Genomic DNA, 16,400 nt, shown 5'->3' on the forward strand with positions numbered 1-16,400 from the left:
GTCAGAAGAACCTCACGTCGTCGATCGTCCCGTTCGCGACCAGGAACACGTACAGGTCGGCCACTGCGATGGAGACCAGCGAGTACCAGGCGTACTTCGCGTGGGAGCCGTTCAGCCGTGAGACCCAGGTCCACAGGCGGTAGCGGACCGGATGCTTCGAGAAGTGCCGGAGCCGGCCGCCCACGACATGGCGGCACGAGTGGCAGGAAAGGGTGTAGAGCCAGATCAACGCGGCGTTGACGAGGAGGATCACCGTGCCGAGGCCCATGTGGCCCCACTCGTGGTGCTCGTCGCGGAAGGCCAGGATCGCGTCGAAGGTGAGGATGAAGCCGAACAGCACGGCGACGTACCAGAAGTAGCGGTGCAGGTTCTGCAGGAGCAGCGGGAACCGGGTCTCGCCCGAGTACGAGCCGTGCGGCTCTGCGACCGCGCAGGCCGGCGGCGAGAACCAGAACGCCCGGTAGTAGGCCTTGCGGTAGTAGTAGCAGGTCATCCGGAAGCCCAGCGGGAAGACCAGGATGATCAGCGCTGCCGACAGCGGCCACCACTCGAACGGCTGCCCGAAGTCCGACGCACCCGAGACGCAGTCACCCAGGCACGGTGAGTAGAAGGGTGACAGGTACGGCGAGGCGTAGTAGTCCCTCCCCATGAAGGCGCGGATGGTCGCGTAGACGACGAACGCGCTGAACCCGAGGAACGTCCCCAGGGGCATCAGCCACCAACGGTCCGTGCGGAGCGTGCGCTCCTCGATCTCTGCTCGACCAGGCCCATGCACGCCAGTCGTCACCTGTACCTCCGGTGTCACGCTCGGAACGGAACGAGCCCTGAGTCTGCACACTCGGCCGACTTTGTGAAAGGGGCCACACCGCCGTGTGAAATGAGCCACATCAATGCGGTTGCGAGCGGAAGGCCCGAAATCAGGTAAGGGACACCTAACCGGACCAAGGTCACACCGGGTCGGTTCTTCGAGGGGTCTCCCTGCGGGGTAGCGTGATCATCTGTGGCAGACCCCGCAACGACCAGGCCCACCCTCGTCGAGGGAGCGAGGGCATCGCGCACCACGATCTCGCTGAAGCTCCTGATGGCCGTCAGCGGCCTCGCCTTCGTCGGCTTCGTGGTCGGGCACATGTACGGCAACCTCAAGGCCTTCTCGGGTCACGACGCCTTCAACGAGTACGCGCACCACCTGCGCGAGCTCGGCGAGCCCCTCCTCCCCCACATGGGGTTCATCTGGATCATGCGCGTCGGCCTGCTCGTCGCGCTCATCGTCCACGTCGCGGCCGCCGTCGAGCTGACGCGCCGGGCCCGCCAGGCGCGGCCCGTGCAGTACGTCGTCAAGAAGCACACCGGCGCCATCCCGGCCAGCCGGCTGATGCGCTGGGGCGGGCTCACGCTCTTCCTCTTCATCGTCTGGCACCTTGTGAACTTCACCTTCGGCAAGGTCAACGTGCAGGGCGGCGAGACCGACGACCCCTACAACCTGCTCGTCGACACCTTCGACGTGTGGTGGATGACGCTGATCTACCTGGTCGCGATGGCCATGCTGGGCGCCCACCTGCACCACGGGGTCTGGAGCTCGATGCAGACCCTCGGTCTGACCGGCACCGCCGAGGCCCGCGCCCGGGTGAAGACGATCTCGTTCGCCATCGCGATCCTCATCGCCGGCGGCTTCTCACTCGTCCCGATCTTCGTCCTCGCCGGCGTTATCGACTGATCAGCGGAAAAGCAGAGGACCACTGACATGACCGACATGCCGGACACCACCCTGACCGGTGACCGCAGCCACGACGGCCCCTCCCCGGGGCAGTACGACGACGCCGCGGGCTACTACGTCGCGGGCGACCCGATCGCCGACACCAAGGCTCCCGACGGCCCGATCGACGAGCGCTGGCAGACCCGCAAGTTCGAGGCCCGCCTGGTCAACCCGGCCAACCGGCGCAAGCTCTCGATCATCATCGTCGGCACCGGCCTGGCCGGTGGCGCCGCCGCCGCGACGCTCGGCGAGGCCGGTTACAACGTGAAGTCCTTCTGCTACCAGGACTCCCCGCGCCGGGCGCACTCGATCGCCGCCCAGGGCGGCATCAACGCGGCGAAGAACTACAAGGAGGACGGCGACTCCGTCCACCGCCTCTTCTACGACACCGTCAAGGGCGGCGACTACCGCTCGCGCGAGTCGAACGTCTACCGGCTCGCCGAGGTGTCCACCAACATCATCGACCAGTGCGTCGCGCAGGGCGTCCCGTTCGCCCGTGAGTACGGCGGCCTGCTCGACAACCGCTCGTTCGGCGGCGTCCAGGTCTCGCGCACGTTCTACGCACGCGGCCAGACGGGCCAGCAGCTGCTGATCGGCGCCTACCAGGCCATGGAGCGCCAGGTGAAGCTCGGCACGGTCACCGAGTACACCCGTCACGAGATGCTCGAGGTCATCGTCGCGGACGGCCAGGCCCGCGGGATCATCGCCCGCAACATGGTGACCGGCGCGATCGAGACCCACCTCGCCGACGTCGTCGTACTGGCCTCCGGTGGCTACGGCAACGTCTTCTACCTGTCGACCAACGCGATGGGCTCCAACGTCACCGCCGCGTGGCGCGCGCACCGCAAGGGCGCCTACATGGCGAACCCCTGCTACACGCAGATCCACCCCACCTGCATCCCGGTCTCCGGCGACCACCAGTCGAAGCTGACGCTGATGTCGGAGTCGCTGCGCAACGACGGCCGGATCTGGGTGCCCAAGAAGGCCGAGGACTGCACCAAGGACCCGCGGGACATCCCGGAGGAGGACCGCGACTACTACCTTGAGCGGATCTACCCGTCCTTCGGCAACCTGGTCCCCCGCGACATCGCGTCCCGTCAGGCGAAGAACATGTGCGACGAGGGCCGTGGCGTCGGCCCGATGGTCGGCGACTTCCGCCGCGGTGTCTACCTCGACTTCGCCGATGCGATCGCGCGGCTCGGTGAGGACGCGGTCCGCGAGAAGTACGACAACCTCTTCGACATGTACGAGCGGATCACGGGCGAGAACCCCTACGAGGTCCCGATGCGGATCTACCCCGCCGTGCACTACGTGATGGGCGGCCTCTGGGTCGACTACGACCTGCAGTCGAGCATCAAGGGGCTCTTCGTCACCGGCGAGGCGAACTTCTCCGACCACGGCGCCAACCGGCTCGGTGCGTCGGCGCTGATGCAGGGTCTCGCCGACGGCTACTTCGTGCTGCCGCACACCATCCGCGACTACCTCGCCGACGGCCCGTTCGAGTCGATCGACGAGTCGCACCCCGCGGTCGCCGAGGCGTTGGAGTCCGTGCAGGCACGGATCGACAAGCTGCTCTCGATCAACGGCAACCGATCCGTCGACAGCTTCCACCGCGAGCTCGGCAACATCATGTGGGAGTACTGCGGCATGGAGCGCAGCGCCGAGGGCCTGCGCAAGGCGATCGACATGATCCGGGAGCTCCGCCGCGAGTTCTGGACCGACCTCAAGGTGCTCGGCACCGCCGACTCGCTCAACCAGAGCCTGGAGAAGGCCGGCCGCGTGGCCGACTTCCTGGAGCTCGGCGAGCTCATGTGCATCGACGCCCTCAACCGGCGCGAGTCCTGCGGCGGACACTTCCGCGCCGAGTCGCAGACCGAGGACGGCGAGGCGCTCCGCCACGACGACGAGTTCGCCTACGTCGCGGCCTGGGAGTGGGCGGGCGAGGACGAACCGCCGGTCCTGCACAAGGAAGACCTGGTCTACACCGCCATCGAGATGAAGCAGCGGAGCTACAAGTGAGCGACGGCAACATGAACCTGACCCTGAAGATCTGGCGTCAGGCCGGCTCGTCCGACAAGGGCGGCATCCACACCTACGAGGTGTCCGGGATCTCCCAGGACATGAGCTTCCTGGAGATGCTCGACGTCCTCAACGAGCAGCTCAACGAGATGGGTGAGGAGCCGATCGCGTTCGACTCCGACTGTCGCGAGGGCATCTGCGGCATGTGCTCGCTGATGATCAACGGCGAGGCCCACGGCCCGGAGGTCACCACGACCTGCCAGCTGCACATGCGCTCGTTCAAGGACGGCGACACGATCACGATCGAGCCGTGGCGCTCGGCCGCGTTCCCCGTCATCAAGGACCTCGTCGTGGACCGGTCGGCGTTCGACCGGATCATCCAGTCCGGTGGCTACATCTCGGCCAACACCGGCTCTGCGCCCGAGGCCAACTCGGTGCCGGTCCCCCGCGACAACGCCGTCCGCGCGTTCAACGTGGCGACCTGCATCAGCTGCGGTGCCTGCGTGGCGGCCTGCCCGAACGGCTCGGCCTCGCTGTTCCTCGGCGCCAAGATCACCCACCTCGGCGAGCTGCCCCAGGGCCAGCCGGAGCGGTGGAGCCGGGTCGTGGACATGACGGCGCAGCACGACCACGAGGGCTTCGGCGGCTGCACCAACATCGGCGAGTGCACGGCGGCCTGCCCCAAGGAGATCCCGCTGGACGTCATCAGCCAGCTCAACAAGGACCTCCGCACCGCGATGCGGCACGGTCACTGAGGCTGCGGCAGCACCCAGACGTCGTCGCTCTCCGCGTCGTCACCGAACGACGGGGAGCGAGCACCCGGCACGACCTGCACGTCGAAGATCTCCTCGACGGCGGTGGTGAGCTCGAGCGTCGCCACCGTCGTACCGGACGCGAGCTCGACCACGCCGACCCCGCACTTGAGACGGTCGTGGTACGGCGCCAGCGGGGTGCCGCCGAACGTGCTCGTCTCCCTGATCCGCGACAGCCCCACGAAGGCGAGACCACGGTGGATCGCCAGGCCTCGGGCGTACCCGGGGAAGGTCGCGACCACCGCCCGGTCACCAGTGCTCACGTCGACCGTCTCGAGGCGGCCCCAGCCCGAGTTGAGGACGTAGAGCCGACCGTCGTGCCAACGCGGCGAGTGAGGCATCGCGAGGCCCGTGGTCACCGCCTCGCCACTGGCCACGTCGAGCACGGTGCCGGTCTCGTTGCGCCGCTCGCGCCAGCCGCCGGCGGTGTCGGACGCGGCCATCACCGTGACGAACGCCGGTGAGCCGTCCCGCAGCGCCAGGCCGTTGAGGTGGCAGCGGTCCTCGGGAGCCAGCCCGGAGATGAACGGCGGCCGCCAGCGTGGGACGAAGCTGTAGCGCTCGTCGAGCCCGGCCAGGCACGAGAACCGGGTGTTGACCACCCACAGGTCCGGCGCTCCGTCCGGGCCGGTCCCCCATGCGATCTCGTGGTTCGCGACGTTGCCGGTCACCCACGACGAGCGCGGTAGCCAGCACCGGTCGTGCCGGCCCGCCGGGGGCAGCGCCGGGGCGATCTCGGAGTGGTCGCGCAGCAGCCAGACCTGGTCCTTCCCCGCGACCGCCAGGCCGGGTCGGCCCAGTGCCATCCCCATCGCCTTGTCGAAGCGGCGGAACGAGAAGGTCACCGCCTCGTCCGCCACTCCTACCGCGGCGACCTGGCCCGCCTGGTAGGTGGAGACCAGCAGCGCACAGTCGGCGGCTGTCAGCACCTCCGGGAGGCTGGTGCTGTGCTGGAACCGGACCTCCGTCGCCTCGGTCACCGCTTCTTCACGGTGAAGGTCCGCGTCAGGCTGTTCGAGGCACCTCCGCAGGAGTCGAAGGTGAACCGGGCACCGATGACGACCTTCCCGGTGCGCCGGAGGGTGCGCTTGGCTGCGCGAGTCAGCTCCAACGTGAGGTAGAGGCGTACGACGTCCGAGCCGGTCACCTCGCGCTCGAGGCGCTTGATCCCGCCCTTGGCCGACGGTTCGACCTCGACCGTGCCGGAACCGGCGAAGTAGGCACGCACCCGTAGGGTCCCCTCGTCGTGGTCGAAGGAGTGCCGGCTCGACACCTGGAACGCTCCGCCCAGGTTGATGTCGGTCACCAGGCCGGTGCCGGCCTCCGTGCCGTCCGAGCGCCACAGCTCGGCGCCGTGGGCGCGGTCGTCGGCCCGGAAGTAGACCTCGTCATCGGATGCGGTCAGCTCGCGCGGGTTGGAGCCACCGTTGGCGGCGATGTCCTCGACCAGCGTCGTGCCTGCCGCGGTGCCGTCGGACTGCCAGAGCTCCTGGCCGTTCTGTCCGTCCCGGGCGACGAAGTACAAGTGCCCCCCGGCCTCGGTGAGGAGAGCAGGGCCGCTGCCGTAGTCGCCGGGCCGGATGTCCTTGACGAGTGCGGTGCCGGCCGTGGTGCCGTCCGACCTCCACAGCTCGGTGCCGTGGGTCTCGTCCGGGGCCGCGAAGTAGACGGCGTCGCCGACGACCTCGAGGTCGTAGAGCGGGTAGTCGTACTCGTCGTAGTCCTCACCGGTCCAGGCGAAGTCCTTGACGAGGACGGTGCCGTCGGCGGTGCCGTCGGACAACCAGAGGTCACGACCGAAGCTCTCGTCCCGCACGGTGAAGAAGAGCTCGTCACCGGCTGCGGTCAGCGCCGAGGGCCGGGACGACCCACCACCGGGAACGATGTCCTCGACCAGGGTGGTGCCGTCCGCAGTGCCGTCCGACGTCCACAGCTCGCGGCCGTGCACGCCGTCCCGCGCCTGGAAGAACACGTCGTCGCCCGCTGCGACGAGGCTGTTCACATAGCTGCTGTAGGCGCCGGGCCGGATGTCCTTGACCAAGGTCGTGCCGCCGGCGGTGCCGTCGGTGCGCCAGAGCTCCTGTCCTCGCGTGCCGTCGTCGGCGGTGAAGAACAACGTGTCGCCCGCGGCCGTCAGGTTCGACGGGCCGTAGTCGTAGTAGCCAGAGCTGGTGTCGGTGCCGATGTCCTTGACCAGCACCGTGCCGCCGGCAGTGCCGTCGGAGGTCCACAGCTCGGTGCCGTGCTCCTCGTCGGCAGCGGTGAAGAACAGCGTGTTGCCCAGCGCCGTGAGGTTGCGGAGCCTGCTGCCGTACTCGCCGTCGTCCGCGGCGAAGCGCTTGACCCGCACGGTGCCGGACTTGGTGCCGTCCGACCGCCACAGCTCGGCGCGCCGTCCGGTGTCGACGGCGAAGAAGAGGGCGTCGCCGACCGCGACCAGGTCGTGACGACCCTCGTCGTAGTACTCCCCGTTGCTGAAGCGCTTGAGGAGGACCGTCCCTGCTTCGGTGCCGTCCGACCGCCAGAGGGCGTTGCCGTCGGCGTCGTAGGCGGTGAAGAAGAGGGTCCCGTCGACGTCGGTCAGGTTCCTCGGCTCGCTGCCGGGGGTCGTCGCGCCGTCGCACTCCACCAGAGCGGCGGCCGAGGCCCGCGCCGGGGAGGCGGACGCGGCGAGAACCGGTGACGCGATGCCGCCCGCCCCCGCCACGGCGACAGCGGTGGCTGCCGCTGTCGCTGCTCGTCGGGCCCGCGCGCGTCGCCGCAGCGCCTTCGCCCGGGCGACCCGGGACCGGACCGCTCTCTCCCGCTCACTGCGCTGGCGTCGACTCATCGGCGGACCTCCATCGGTCTCTGGGTGAGCGCTGAGTATGGCTCACTGACCGTACGACGTCCGGCAATCGCGATCGGTTGCGCGCGGGTCGTCTATTTCTTCACGGTGAAGGTCCGGGTCGCGGTGCTCGTGCCACCACCGCACGAGGTGAACGTGAAGGTCGCTCCGACCACGACCTTCCCGGTCCGGCGCAGGGTGCGCTTGGCCGCCCTGGTCAGGTCGAGGGTGAGTCGTTGTCGGACGGCGCCGGTGCCGCTGAGGTCGTGCATCGACGCCGTGACCCCACCGCTGCCGGACGGGGCGACCTCGAGCGTGCCGGAGGAGTCGGACGAAGCCCGGACCCGCACCGCGTCCAGGGTCGGGGTGGCTGTCGCGTCCCTCGCCACCGAGAAGGCGCCGCCCCGGTTCAGGTCGAGGGTCAGGACGGTCCCGGCCTCGGAGCCGTCCGACATCCACAGCTCGCTGCCGTGGGCGCGCTCCGTGGCGCGGAAGAACAGCCCGTCGCCCGACACGGTCAGCTCGTCGGGGTCGGACGAGCGGCCCTTCGCGTTGATGTTCCTCACCAGGAAGGTGCCGGCCCCGGTGCCGTCGGTCCGCCACAGCTCCCGACCGGTGACGCCGTCGCGGGCCACGAAGTACACCGTGCCGGCCAGCTCGACGAAGGAGCTCGGGAAGGCACTCTCCTCTCCGGGGAACAGGTCCTCGACCAGGACGGTGCCGGCAGCGGTGCCGTCGGAGGTCCACAGCTCGTTGCCGTGGTCCGCGTCCGGTCCGCCGAACACCACGCCGTCCCCGAACGCCGCCATCGCGTAGAGGCCGGACTCGTCGTCATCGCCGGTCGCGAGCTCCTTGACCAGCACCGTCCCCTCCGTCGTGCCGTCCGAGACCCAGAGGTCGCGGTCCGTGCCTCCGTCGACCGCGGAGAAGAAGAGTCGATCGCCCGTGGCGGTGAGCGCAGCGGGGTGAGCGGACTTCTTGCCGGGCCGGACGTCCTCGACCAGCGTGGTGCCCGCCGCGGTCCCGTCCGAGCGCCACAGCTCCCGGCCATGGGCGCCGTCGTCGGCGGTGAGGAAGAGCGTGTCGCCGACCGCGGTCAGGTCGCGGGGATAGCTGCCGTCGGACTGCGGCCGGATGTTCTCGACGATGGTCGTGCCGGCGGTGGTGCCGTCGGAGCGCCACAGCTCGAGCCCCCGTTTGCCGTCGTCGGCCACGAAGAACAGCGCGTCGCCGACCGGCGTCAGGTAGCTCGGCCCGTAGTCGTAGTAGCTCTCGCGGCCCCCGGGGAGGACGTCCTTCACCAGCACGGTGCCGGCCGACGTGCCGTCCGAGCTCCAGAGCGTGTCGCCGTGCTTCTCGTCGGACGTCGTGAAGAAGAGGGCGTCGCCCACTGCGGTGAAGTCGTCGAGGGACGTGCCACGCCACTCCCCGGTGAACCGCTTCACGCGCTCGGTGCCGGCCGGCGTGCCGTCCGTGCGCCACAGCTCGTCGCGCAGGCCGGCCTCGACCCGGAAGAACACCGCGTCGCCGACCGCGGCGAGGACCTGCGGCTCGTCCCCGTAGTAGCGGCCCGTCTCCATCAGCTTGAGCCGGACCGTCCCCGCCTCGCTCCCGTCGGTGCGCCAGAGGCTGGTGCCCTCCGTGTCGGTCGCCGCGAAGTAGAGGGTGCCGTCGACGTCGGTCAGGTGGCGCGGGTGGCTGCCTGGCGTCGTGGCCCCCTCGCAGTGTCCGGGCACGGCGGCAGCGGAGGACCGGGTCAGGGCCGCGGCGGCAGGAGCGCCTGCGGGGAGGGCGAGCGCCCCCGCGCCCGTCACGGCGACGGCCGTGACAGCGGCCGTTGCCGCTCGGCGGGCTCGCGCGTGGCGCCGCAGCGCCTTCGCCCGGGCGACCCGCGATCGGGTCGTCCTCTTCCGGTCGGTGCGCTGGCGTCGGCTCATGGCCGTACCTCCGTCGATCCCGTGAGCGGCCGGGGTGCCGTCCACTGATCTTAGAGACGCACGCCGCTGCGACTCGGTTGCACCGGCTCCGGAGCGGGCGGGTCAGCGGCCCCCTCGGCGGAGAAGGGCCACGAGGGCGAGCGTGGCCGCGCTCCCGGCCGCGAACGGTACGGCTGCGCGGGAGGCCGGCGACTCGTTCTCGCGATCGGCCTCCAACCGCTCCCGCCACGGCAACGGCGGTGAGGGCGGCCCCTCCACCGGCGCCGCGCCCTCGGGGCGGAGCGCCCGGGAGGTCGGGTGCACGTAGGCCCACGCCGCGGCGTACATGACGACCCGCGAGAAGTAGTTGATCCAGACCACGAGGATCAGGGCGATGCCGAAGGCCTGGAACGCCGGGGAGTTCGCCGTCGACTGCAGCAGCAGCTGCGAGACCTGCTTGAGGACCTCGAACCCGATGGCGCCGAGGAGCGCGCCCGACCAGAGCGCTCGCGCGGGCAGCTCCGGGTCGGCCAGGACCTTGAAGAACGCGAAGAACAGCAGTGCGTTGGCGGCCAGGCCGACGACGACGGCGATGACCCCGAGCAGCCAACCGAACCCGGAGCCGAGGCCCATCCACTCGAGGATCTCCTCCGAGAGCCCGCGGACGACACCGGAGACGCCGACGGCCACCATGAGGATGAGGCCGAGCGTGGCGAGTCCGACCAGGTCGCGGATCTTGCCGACCACGAAGCTCGGCTGCTCCCGCTCGGGGAGCTCGAACATGACGATCAGCGCGTCCCGCATGCTCGACAGCCAGCCGAGACCGGAGTAGAGCACGACCACGATGCCGACGGACAGGATGCCGGGCGCGGAGTCGCGGATGTCGCGCAGCGAGATCTGCCCCTCGCCCTCGCCGACCAATCCGGGCAGGACCGAGTTGATCGCGTCGACGAGATCGCTCTCGGCGCCGTCGTACACCCGGGCGACGAAGCCGATGATCGCGAACGCCAGGGCGAGGATCGGGAAGAACGAGATGAAGGCGAAGTAGGTGACCGCACCGGCCTGGATGTTGCCCTTGACGTTGCCGTAGTGCTCGACGGTGCGGACGGCCTGGTCCAGCAGCGGGCGGTGCTCGCGCGCGTCCGCGACGCGCCGCTTGACCTTGTCGACGATGGCCGGCACCCGGATCACCCCGTCCGGGTCGGGTCGTGGAGCTCAGGGCGGCTCAGGAGCTCCTGAGCGGGAAGGTGCGGCTCGACTGCCAGCCGAGCTCGCCCGCGTGGACGTAGAGATGGAAGTCCTCGACGTCGAACGAGCACTCGAAGCCGGCCAGGTCGTCGAACGCCCGGTCGAGCTCCTCGTCCCCGAGATGGTGCGCCACGGTCACGTGCGGGTGGTAGGGAAACTCCAGGTCGAGGCCCAAGGGGCCGGAACGTACGTCGGCAGCGAGCTGCTCGCACTGGGAGATCCCTTCCGCTAGGCCGATGAACACCACCGGCGAGACGGGCCGGAAGGTACCCGTTCCGCGCAGGTGCACGCAGAACGAGTCGTGCAGCTGCGCCGCGCGCTCCAGGTGCGCCTCGATCTCGGAGAGGTCGTCGTCGACCTCGAGGGGCGGGATCAGCGTGATGTGGCTCGGCACCCCGTCGGCGGTGGGGTCGCCGATCGCCGCGCGATAGTCCTGGAGCTGGGTCGCCCACGGCTCGGGGATCGCGATCGCGACGCCGATGGTCGGCACGCCGTCAGGCCCCGGGGGTGCGGGTGGGGGCGACGAAGCCGGCCCGCTGATAGACGTCGCGCAGGGTCGCCTCGGCGACGGCGCCCGCGGTCTCGCGGCCCTGCTGCAGCACCGCGGACAGGTAGGCCTGGTCGTCGAGCAGCTCGAGGGTCCGCTCGCGGAAGGGGGTCACGAAGGTGACCACCAGGTCGGCGAGGTCGCCCTTGATCGCGCCGTACCCCTTGCCGGCGTACTGCTCCTCCAGGGCGGCGATCGGCTCCCCGCTCAGCGCCGAGTAGATCGTGAGCAGGTTGCTGACGCCGGGCTTCTCCTCGACGTCGAAGCGGATCTCCGAGCCGGAGTCGGTGACCGCCGAGCGGATCTTCTTCGCGCTCACCTTCGGGTCGTCGAGCATCTCGATGATGCCGCTGGGCGAGGACGCCGACTTCGACATCTTTGCCGTGGGCTCCTGGAGGTCGGCGATCTTGGCGGTCGACTTGAGGATGTAGGGCTCCGGGAGGCGGAAGGTCTTCTTGTAGCGGCTGTTGAAGCGCTGCGCGAGGTCCCGCGTCAGCTCGAGGTGCTGGCGCTGGTCCTCCCCGACCGGCACGAAGTGCGGGCGGTAGAGCAGGATGTCGGCGGCCTGGAGGATCGGGTAGGTGAACAGGCCCACGGACGCGGCTCCCTCCCCCTGCTTGGCCGACTTGTCCTTGAACTGCGTCATCCGGCGGGCCTCGCCGAAGCCGGTCAGGCAATTGAGGACCCAGGCGAGCTGGGCGTGCTCCGGCACCTGGCTCTGCACGAAGATCGACGAGCGCGCGGGGTCGATGCCCATCGCCAGCAGCTGCGCGGCAGCGCGGAGCGTGCGCTCGCGCAGGAGCTTCGGGTCCTGCTCGACCGTGATCGCGTGCAGGTCGGCGATGAAGAAGAACGGCTGGTGGTCGCGCTGGAGGTCGACCCACTGCCGCAGGGCACCGAGGTAGTTGCCGAAGTGGAAGGAATCCGCGGTGGGCTGGATCCCCGACAGCACGCGGGGGCGGGCGCCGCCCTCCGGTGTCTCCGGCTGCGCGGTCTCCGGCAGCGGTCGCTCGGTCGTCGCGGACATGGCGCCGATTCTCGCAGGCCCGGGCGTCCGGCCGGAACGCGGCTCTCCCTCAGGAGACAGGGGCCGTTTGCGCCTTGCGGTGGGCCGCGGCGGACCAGAGCAGGATCAGCAGGCCGAGCACGCTCAGGCCCGCCCCGAGGACCGCGGGAGCGCGGTAGCCGTAGCCCGCGGCGATCACCAGGCCGCCCAGCCAGGCGCCGAGGGCGTTGGCCACGTTGAGGGCCGCGTGGTTCATCGCGGCGCCCAGGGTGACCGCGTCGCCGGCGACGTCCATCAATCGCAGCTGGAGGTTGACGACCAGCACCGAGCCGGTGGCCGTCACGAGGAAGGCGACCGGCAGCAGCCACCAGCCGCCCGGAGCGGCGAGGAAGTAGGCGATCAGCACGAGCGCCCCGAACCCGGAGGAGAGCAGCAGGCTGCGGTAGACCGACCACGCCGCGAGCTCACCGGCCAGCGGGGTGCCGACCACCATGCCGAGGCCGAGCGCGAGCACGAACAACGGCACCGTGCCGCGTTCGAGGTCCCCGACGACGGTGACGGTCTTGGCGATGTAGGAGTAGACGGCGAACATGCCACCGAAGCCGATGGCGCCGGCGGCCATCGTCAGCCAGACCTGGAGGCTGCCGAAGAACTCGCGTGCCTCCTTGCGGCCGCTGGTCCCGGAGTCGCCAGGGACGGACGGGACCGCGGCGAGGACGCCGGCGGCGGTGACGAGAGCGAGCACGGCGGCCAGGAGGTACGTCGCCCGCCAGCCCGCCTGCTGCCCGAGCCAGGTCGCCAGCGGCACGCCCACCACGTTGGCGACGGACAGCCCGAGCATCACGCTCGCGACCGCCCTCCCCCGCCGGGCCGGCGTGACCAGGCTGGCCGCCACCAGGCTGGCCACCCCGAAGAACGCGCCGTGCGGCAGTCCGTCGAGGAACCGTGCGGCGGTCAGCACCCGGAAGTCCGGCGCGACCGCGCTGATCAGGTTGAAGGCGCCGTACGCCCCCATCAGGCCGACGAGCATCGCCCGCCGCGGCAGCCGGGCACCGAAGAAGGCGAGGATCGGCACGCCGACGACGACACCCAGGGCGTAGGCCGAGATGATGTGCCCCGCCGTCGGCACCGACACGTCCACGCCGTCCGCGATCTCGGGCAGCACGCCCATCGTCATGAACTCGGTCGTGCCGATCGTGAACCCGCCCACCGCGAGTGCCAGGATCGCCAGCGCCGGACGCGCGGTCCGCACCTCGGGCTCGGTCGCCGTCTCGACCTCTGCGGAGGTCATCGGGCAGGGCTCAGGGGCGTCGGAGTCACGTGAGGGCACAACCCCGGGAGCCGTCGGCGCATTCCGTGACCCTCGTTCCTTTCCGGCCCAAATGCAACGCCACCGCCGCTCCGCGACGGGCGGAGACGGCGGTGGCGTCGGCGTCGGTCAGTGGCTGCCGTAGGTGGTGCCCAGGTAGACGCCGAGGCTCCGCGTGCCGACAGCCTCGCCGAGGGACGCGCAGAGGCGGTCGCAACGATCCTGGCGGTCGCGTGCCCGGCTCTCGAACCACTTCGACCGGACCTCGACCACGAAGTCCAACCCGCTCCTGTCGTTCTCGCCGACCGCGCGAGAGCGGATCTCGACGTCGCCGGGCTGGAGGTCGCCGTCGTAGGGCTCCTCCGGGCACTCCACTGCGAGGGAGACGGCGTGAGGCAAGGCGTCGAGGAGCCGCTGCAGCTGCTCCTGCTCGACGCTCGGTGAGTACGTCACCTCGACGATCGGCATGAGCCGACTCTAGGTAGTGCGCATCCGTCGGCGTAGGTGCGGCGGTGGGAGCGGCCCGGTCGTCGAGTAGGAGCGAGCGCAGCGAGCGACGTATCGAGACGCTGGTCCGGTCGTCGAGTAGGAGCGAGCGCAGCGAGCGACGTATCGAGACGCCGCAGGCCGAGTGCCGACGGTGGGCACGCACGTTACCGCGTCTCGATACGGCCTCGCGCCAGAGCGCTCGGCCTACTCGACGACCGGAAGGCTCGGCCTGCTCGACGACGACCGAGGGCGCTAGGCGGCGTCGGGAGGCGTCATCGCCCAGCGGATGGCGCCCACGGCGGCGCCGCCGAGGCCGCGGACGACGGTGCGCTCGGTGACGGGGAGCCACGGGAGGCGGAGGTGGCGGCGGGTCCAGACGGGCATCAGACCGATGGCGGCGGAGGTGAGCACGCCGTACGGCGCCCGGGCGGCGATGGGGAGCGGCGGCTTCACCAGCAGGTAGCGGACTGCTTCGCGGGCTTGCGGAGTGCCGCGCAGCTCGGGGCGGAACCCCGTCAGGACGTCGCGCAGCTCGGCGACGGTGGTCGGCGGGTCCACCACGCCGAGGAGGCGTCCGACGACGGCGGCCTGCGCGACGTACTCGTCCCGCTCCTCCGCGTCGAGCGGGCGGTCGCCGTAGACGTCGTGCGCGAGCAGGAAGCTGTCGACCTCGGCGACGTGCACCCAGAGCAGGAGGTGGGGGTCGGAGGCGACGTACGGCGCGCCCTCGGGCGTCGTGCCGGTGATGCGTTCGTGGATCGCACGGACCGCAGTGATGGCCTGCAACGCGTCGTCCTCGGTGCCGAACGTCGTGACGGCGAGGAACCGGCTGGTCCGGGCGAGCCGGCCCCACATGTCGCCCCGGAACCCGGAGTGCTCGGAGACCGCCTGCATCGCCACCGGGTGGAGGGTCTGCACCAGCAGCGCCCGGATCCCTCCGACGAACATCGACGCGTCGCCGTGCACCCGCGTGATCGGGCTGCCCGCCTCGAACAGCCGCGGCCCCGGGGTGAGGTGGATCCGGTCGCGGTGCCGGGCCCCGTCGGGACCGGCAACGCGGTGGAAGATCGCCTCGCCGAGCCGCTCGCGCAGCACGCCCAGGTCGGGTCCGAAGGGAAGCGGGAGCGTGCGCACGCTTCGACGGTACCGACCGGCACCCACCGGCTAGCCTCCCTCGTCATGAGCGAGCACGTCGACGCGGTGGTCGCCCATTACGACGACCGGTCGGCCACCTACGACGAGGACGCGCTCCACCGCGACCTGGTCGAGGTCGTGGCCGGCCTGCCGGCTCTCGCCGACGCGTCCGTCCTCCTCGACGTCGCGTGCGGCACCGGGCTCCTGCTGCGTGCGCTGGCGCGACGCCGGGACGACCGGGTGACCATCGGGCTCGACCGATCCTTGCGGATGCTGGAGGCCGCCGCGCGGGCGCTGCCCGGTGCCCGGCTGCTGCGGGCGGACGTCGCCGCGCTCCCGGTGGCCGATCGCTCGGCGGACGCCGTCGCGTGCGTGACCGCCCTGCACCTCCTCGAGGACCCGGTCGCGGCCTTCGCCGAGTGGGCCCGGGTCCTGGCACCGGGCGGCGCGGCGATCACCGCGACCTTCGACCCGACAGACGAGCAGTCGGCGGGTCCCGGTCGCGGCGGCTTCGTGAGGAACCACGAGCCGTTCCGCAGCCCCGACCGGATGGCCGCCACAGCGGCGCCGCACGGCCTGCGGCTGGCCGACCACACGTGGTGGGCGCACGGCGAGCACCGGCTCCTGATCTGCGTGCTCGGCACGGCGTAGGTCGGCTCGGGCGATTGGATCCGCTGCCTAGGGTGGCCGCGTGGAGCACTGGCGACCAGGCGACCAGATCCTGTGGCGGTACGGCGATGCCGTCGTGCACCCGATGACGGTCGTCGAGGACGGGCCCGAGCAGCTCGTGGCGTGGCTGGCCAAGAACACCCCGATCCTCGACTTCGAACGCGTCGACGGGCTCGAGAAGCGAGCCGACAAGAGCACGCTGTTCACCGCGCCCCGCCGGCAGTGCGAGCGGACCTGGACCGACTACGACGTGCTGCGCGTCTACCGACCGGGGCAACGCTGGTCCACCTGGTTCTTCTTCGACGGCGCCACGGCCGCTTTCGAGGGCTACTACTGCAACATCGAGGCCGTCCACGAACGGCACGACCGGACCACCTGGTCCAGGGACGACGTCCTCGACGTGTGGGTGGAGCCGGACCGGAGCCACGAGCGCAAGGACGAGGACGAGCTCGAGCTCGCTGTCGCCCAGGGGCGGTACACCCGGGCCGAGGCCGACGGCATCACCGCCGTCGCCGACGCGATCGAGCAGCTGGTCGGCGAGTGGGGACCGCCCTTCGACGGCGGGTGGGAGACCTTCCGGCCGGACCCCGCCTGGCCGCGCCCCACCTTGGACGGCGTCGACCGCCTCGAGGGAGCGTTCACCAGCGTGCGCGGCGAGTACTGAGCCGGAC

General features: G+C 70.7%; 15 protein-coding genes. 5 read left to right on the plus strand and 10 right to left on the minus strand.

Annotated features, from left to right (window positions below; genetic code table 11):
* Window position 1: 1 nt before the first annotated feature.
* The gene (sdhC, locus tag DJ010_RS03035; RefSeq protein ID WP_245927154.1) at window positions 2-712 is read right to left on the minus strand and encodes a succinate dehydrogenase subunit SdhC; all 711 of its coding nucleotides are present in this window, start codon (window positions 710-712) and stop codon (window positions 2-4) included.
* Between the two features lie 288 nt (window positions 713-1,000).
* On the opposite strand from sdhC, the gene DJ010_RS03040 reads away from it, so the two are divergent.
* Genes DJ010_RS03040 through DJ010_RS03050 form a run of 3 tightly spaced genes read left to right on the plus strand, consistent with a single transcriptional unit; the run spans window position 1,001 to window position 4,527 of the window.
* Window positions 1,001-1,714, plus strand: a complete 714-nt coding sequence (locus tag DJ010_RS03040) for a succinate dehydrogenase cytochrome b subunit (RefSeq protein ID WP_109692122.1) — start codon at window positions 1,001-1,003, stop codon at window positions 1,712-1,714.
* A 36-nt stretch (window positions 1,715-1,750) separates the two neighbouring features.
* Window positions 1,751-3,772: a fumarate reductase/succinate dehydrogenase flavoprotein subunit gene (locus DJ010_RS03045; RefSeq protein ID WP_109692496.1), complete on the plus strand. Its 2,022-nt coding sequence runs from the start codon at window positions 1,751-1,753 to the stop codon at window positions 3,770-3,772.
* A gap of 11 nt (window positions 3,773-3,783) precedes the next feature.
* Window positions 3,784-4,527 carry a succinate dehydrogenase/fumarate reductase iron-sulfur subunit gene (locus tag DJ010_RS03050; RefSeq protein ID WP_109692497.1) on the plus strand — a complete coding sequence of 248 codons (744 nt, stop codon included), beginning with the start codon at window positions 3,784-3,786 and terminating at the stop codon, window positions 4,525-4,527.
* Here DJ010_RS03050 and DJ010_RS03055 read toward each other — a convergent pair.
* From DJ010_RS03055 to DJ010_RS03095, 9 genes are all read right to left on the minus strand, one after another.
* Window positions 4,521-5,564: a TIGR03032 family protein gene (locus tag DJ010_RS03055; protein WP_109692123.1), complete on the minus strand. Its 1,044-nt coding sequence runs from the start codon at window positions 5,562-5,564 to the stop codon at window positions 4,521-4,523. The genes DJ010_RS03050 and DJ010_RS03055 overlap by 7 nt on opposite strands.
* On the minus strand, window positions 5,561-7,414 hold the full coding sequence (locus tag DJ010_RS03060) for an ELWxxDGT repeat protein (RefSeq protein WP_109692124.1): 1,854 nt from the start codon (window positions 7,412-7,414) through the stop codon (window positions 5,561-5,563). The genes DJ010_RS03055 and DJ010_RS03060 overlap by 4 nt, the downstream gene beginning before the upstream one ends.
* A 92-nt stretch (window positions 7,415-7,506) precedes the next feature.
* Complete coding sequence (locus tag DJ010_RS03065) at window positions 7,507-9,348, minus strand: ELWxxDGT repeat protein (protein WP_109692125.1); 1,842 nt, start codon at window positions 9,346-9,348, stop codon at window positions 7,507-7,509.
* A 102-nt stretch (window positions 9,349-9,450) separates the two neighbouring features.
* Window positions 9,451-10,509: a YihY/virulence factor BrkB family protein gene (locus DJ010_RS03070; protein ID WP_245927155.1), complete on the minus strand. Its 1,059-nt coding sequence runs from the start codon at window positions 10,507-10,509 to the stop codon at window positions 9,451-9,453.
* Between the two features lie 43 nt (window positions 10,510-10,552).
* Window positions 10,553-11,065 carry a 2'-5' RNA ligase family protein gene (locus DJ010_RS03075; protein ID WP_109692126.1) on the minus strand — a complete coding sequence of 171 codons (513 nt, stop codon included), beginning with the start codon at window positions 11,063-11,065 and terminating at the stop codon, window positions 10,553-10,555.
* Between the two features lie 4 nt (window positions 11,066-11,069).
* Window positions 11,070-12,149 carry a tryptophan--tRNA ligase gene (trpS, locus tag DJ010_RS03080; protein WP_109692127.1) on the minus strand — a complete coding sequence of 360 codons (1,080 nt, stop codon included), beginning with the start codon at window positions 12,147-12,149 and terminating at the stop codon, window positions 11,070-11,072.
* 49 nt (window positions 12,150-12,198) lie between these two features.
* Entirely contained in the window at window positions 12,199-13,419 is a 1,221-nt protein-coding gene (locus DJ010_RS03085) for an MFS transporter (protein WP_109692128.1), read from the minus strand.
* 147 nt (window positions 13,420-13,566) lie between these two features.
* Window positions 13,567-13,905 carry a hypothetical protein gene (locus DJ010_RS03090; protein WP_109692129.1) on the minus strand — a complete coding sequence of 113 codons (339 nt, stop codon included), beginning with the start codon at window positions 13,903-13,905 and terminating at the stop codon, window positions 13,567-13,569.
* A 273-nt stretch (window positions 13,906-14,178) separates the two neighbouring features.
* Complete coding sequence (locus DJ010_RS03095; RefSeq protein ID WP_245927156.1) at window positions 14,179-15,060, minus strand: oxygenase MpaB family protein; 882 nt, start codon at window positions 15,058-15,060, stop codon at window positions 14,179-14,181.
* Between the two features lie 45 nt (window positions 15,061-15,105).
* Between DJ010_RS03095 and DJ010_RS03100 the strand changes: the two genes are divergently transcribed.
* On the plus strand, window positions 15,106-15,711 hold the full coding sequence (locus DJ010_RS03100) for a class I SAM-dependent methyltransferase (RefSeq protein WP_109692130.1): 606 nt from the start codon (window positions 15,106-15,108) through the stop codon (window positions 15,709-15,711).
* A gap of 40 nt (window positions 15,712-15,751) precedes the next feature.
* Window positions 15,752-16,393 (plus strand): ribonuclease FAU-1 family protein, encoded by a 642-nt coding sequence (locus DJ010_RS03105; protein ID WP_109692131.1) that lies wholly within the window; start codon window positions 15,752-15,754, stop codon window positions 16,391-16,393.
* Window positions 16,394-16,400 lie beyond the last annotated feature (7 nt).

The organism is Nocardioides silvaticus (assembly GCF_003160695.1).
In the GTDB taxonomy this organism is placed as follows: Bacteria; Actinomycetota; Actinomycetes; order Propionibacteriales; family Nocardioidaceae; genus Nocardioides; species Nocardioides silvaticus.

Coding starts and splice junctions, on each gene's coding strand:
- DJ010_RS03045 (WP_109692496.1), top strand. CDS start 1,751: ATGCCGGACACCACCCTGACCGGTGACCGCAGCCACGACGGCCCCTCC.
- DJ010_RS03085 (WP_109692128.1), bottom strand. CDS start 13,419: ATGACCTCCGCAGAGGTCGAGACGGCGACCGAGCCCGAGGTGCGGACC.
- DJ010_RS03100 (WP_109692130.1), top strand. CDS start 15,106: ATGAGCGAGCACGTCGACGCGGTGGTCGCCCATTACGACGACCGGTCG.
- DJ010_RS03060 (WP_109692124.1), bottom strand. CDS start 7,414: ATGAGTCGACGCCAGCGCAGTGAGCGGGAGAGAGCGGTCCGGTCCCGG.
- trpS (WP_109692127.1), bottom strand. CDS start 12,149: ATGTCCGCGACGACCGAGCGACCGCTGCCGGAGACCGCGCAGCCGGAG.
- DJ010_RS03065 (WP_109692125.1), bottom strand. CDS start 9,348: ATGAGCCGACGCCAGCGCACCGACCGGAAGAGGACGACCCGATCGCGG.
- DJ010_RS03090 (WP_109692129.1), bottom strand. CDS start 13,905: ATGCCGATCGTCGAGGTGACGTACTCACCGAGCGTCGAGCAGGAGCAG.
- DJ010_RS03050 (WP_109692497.1), top strand. CDS start 3,784: ATGAACCTGACCCTGAAGATCTGGCGTCAGGCCGGCTCGTCCGACAAG.
- sdhC (WP_245927154.1), bottom strand. CDS start 712: ATGCCCCTGGGGACGTTCCTCGGGTTCAGCGCGTTCGTCGTCTACGCG.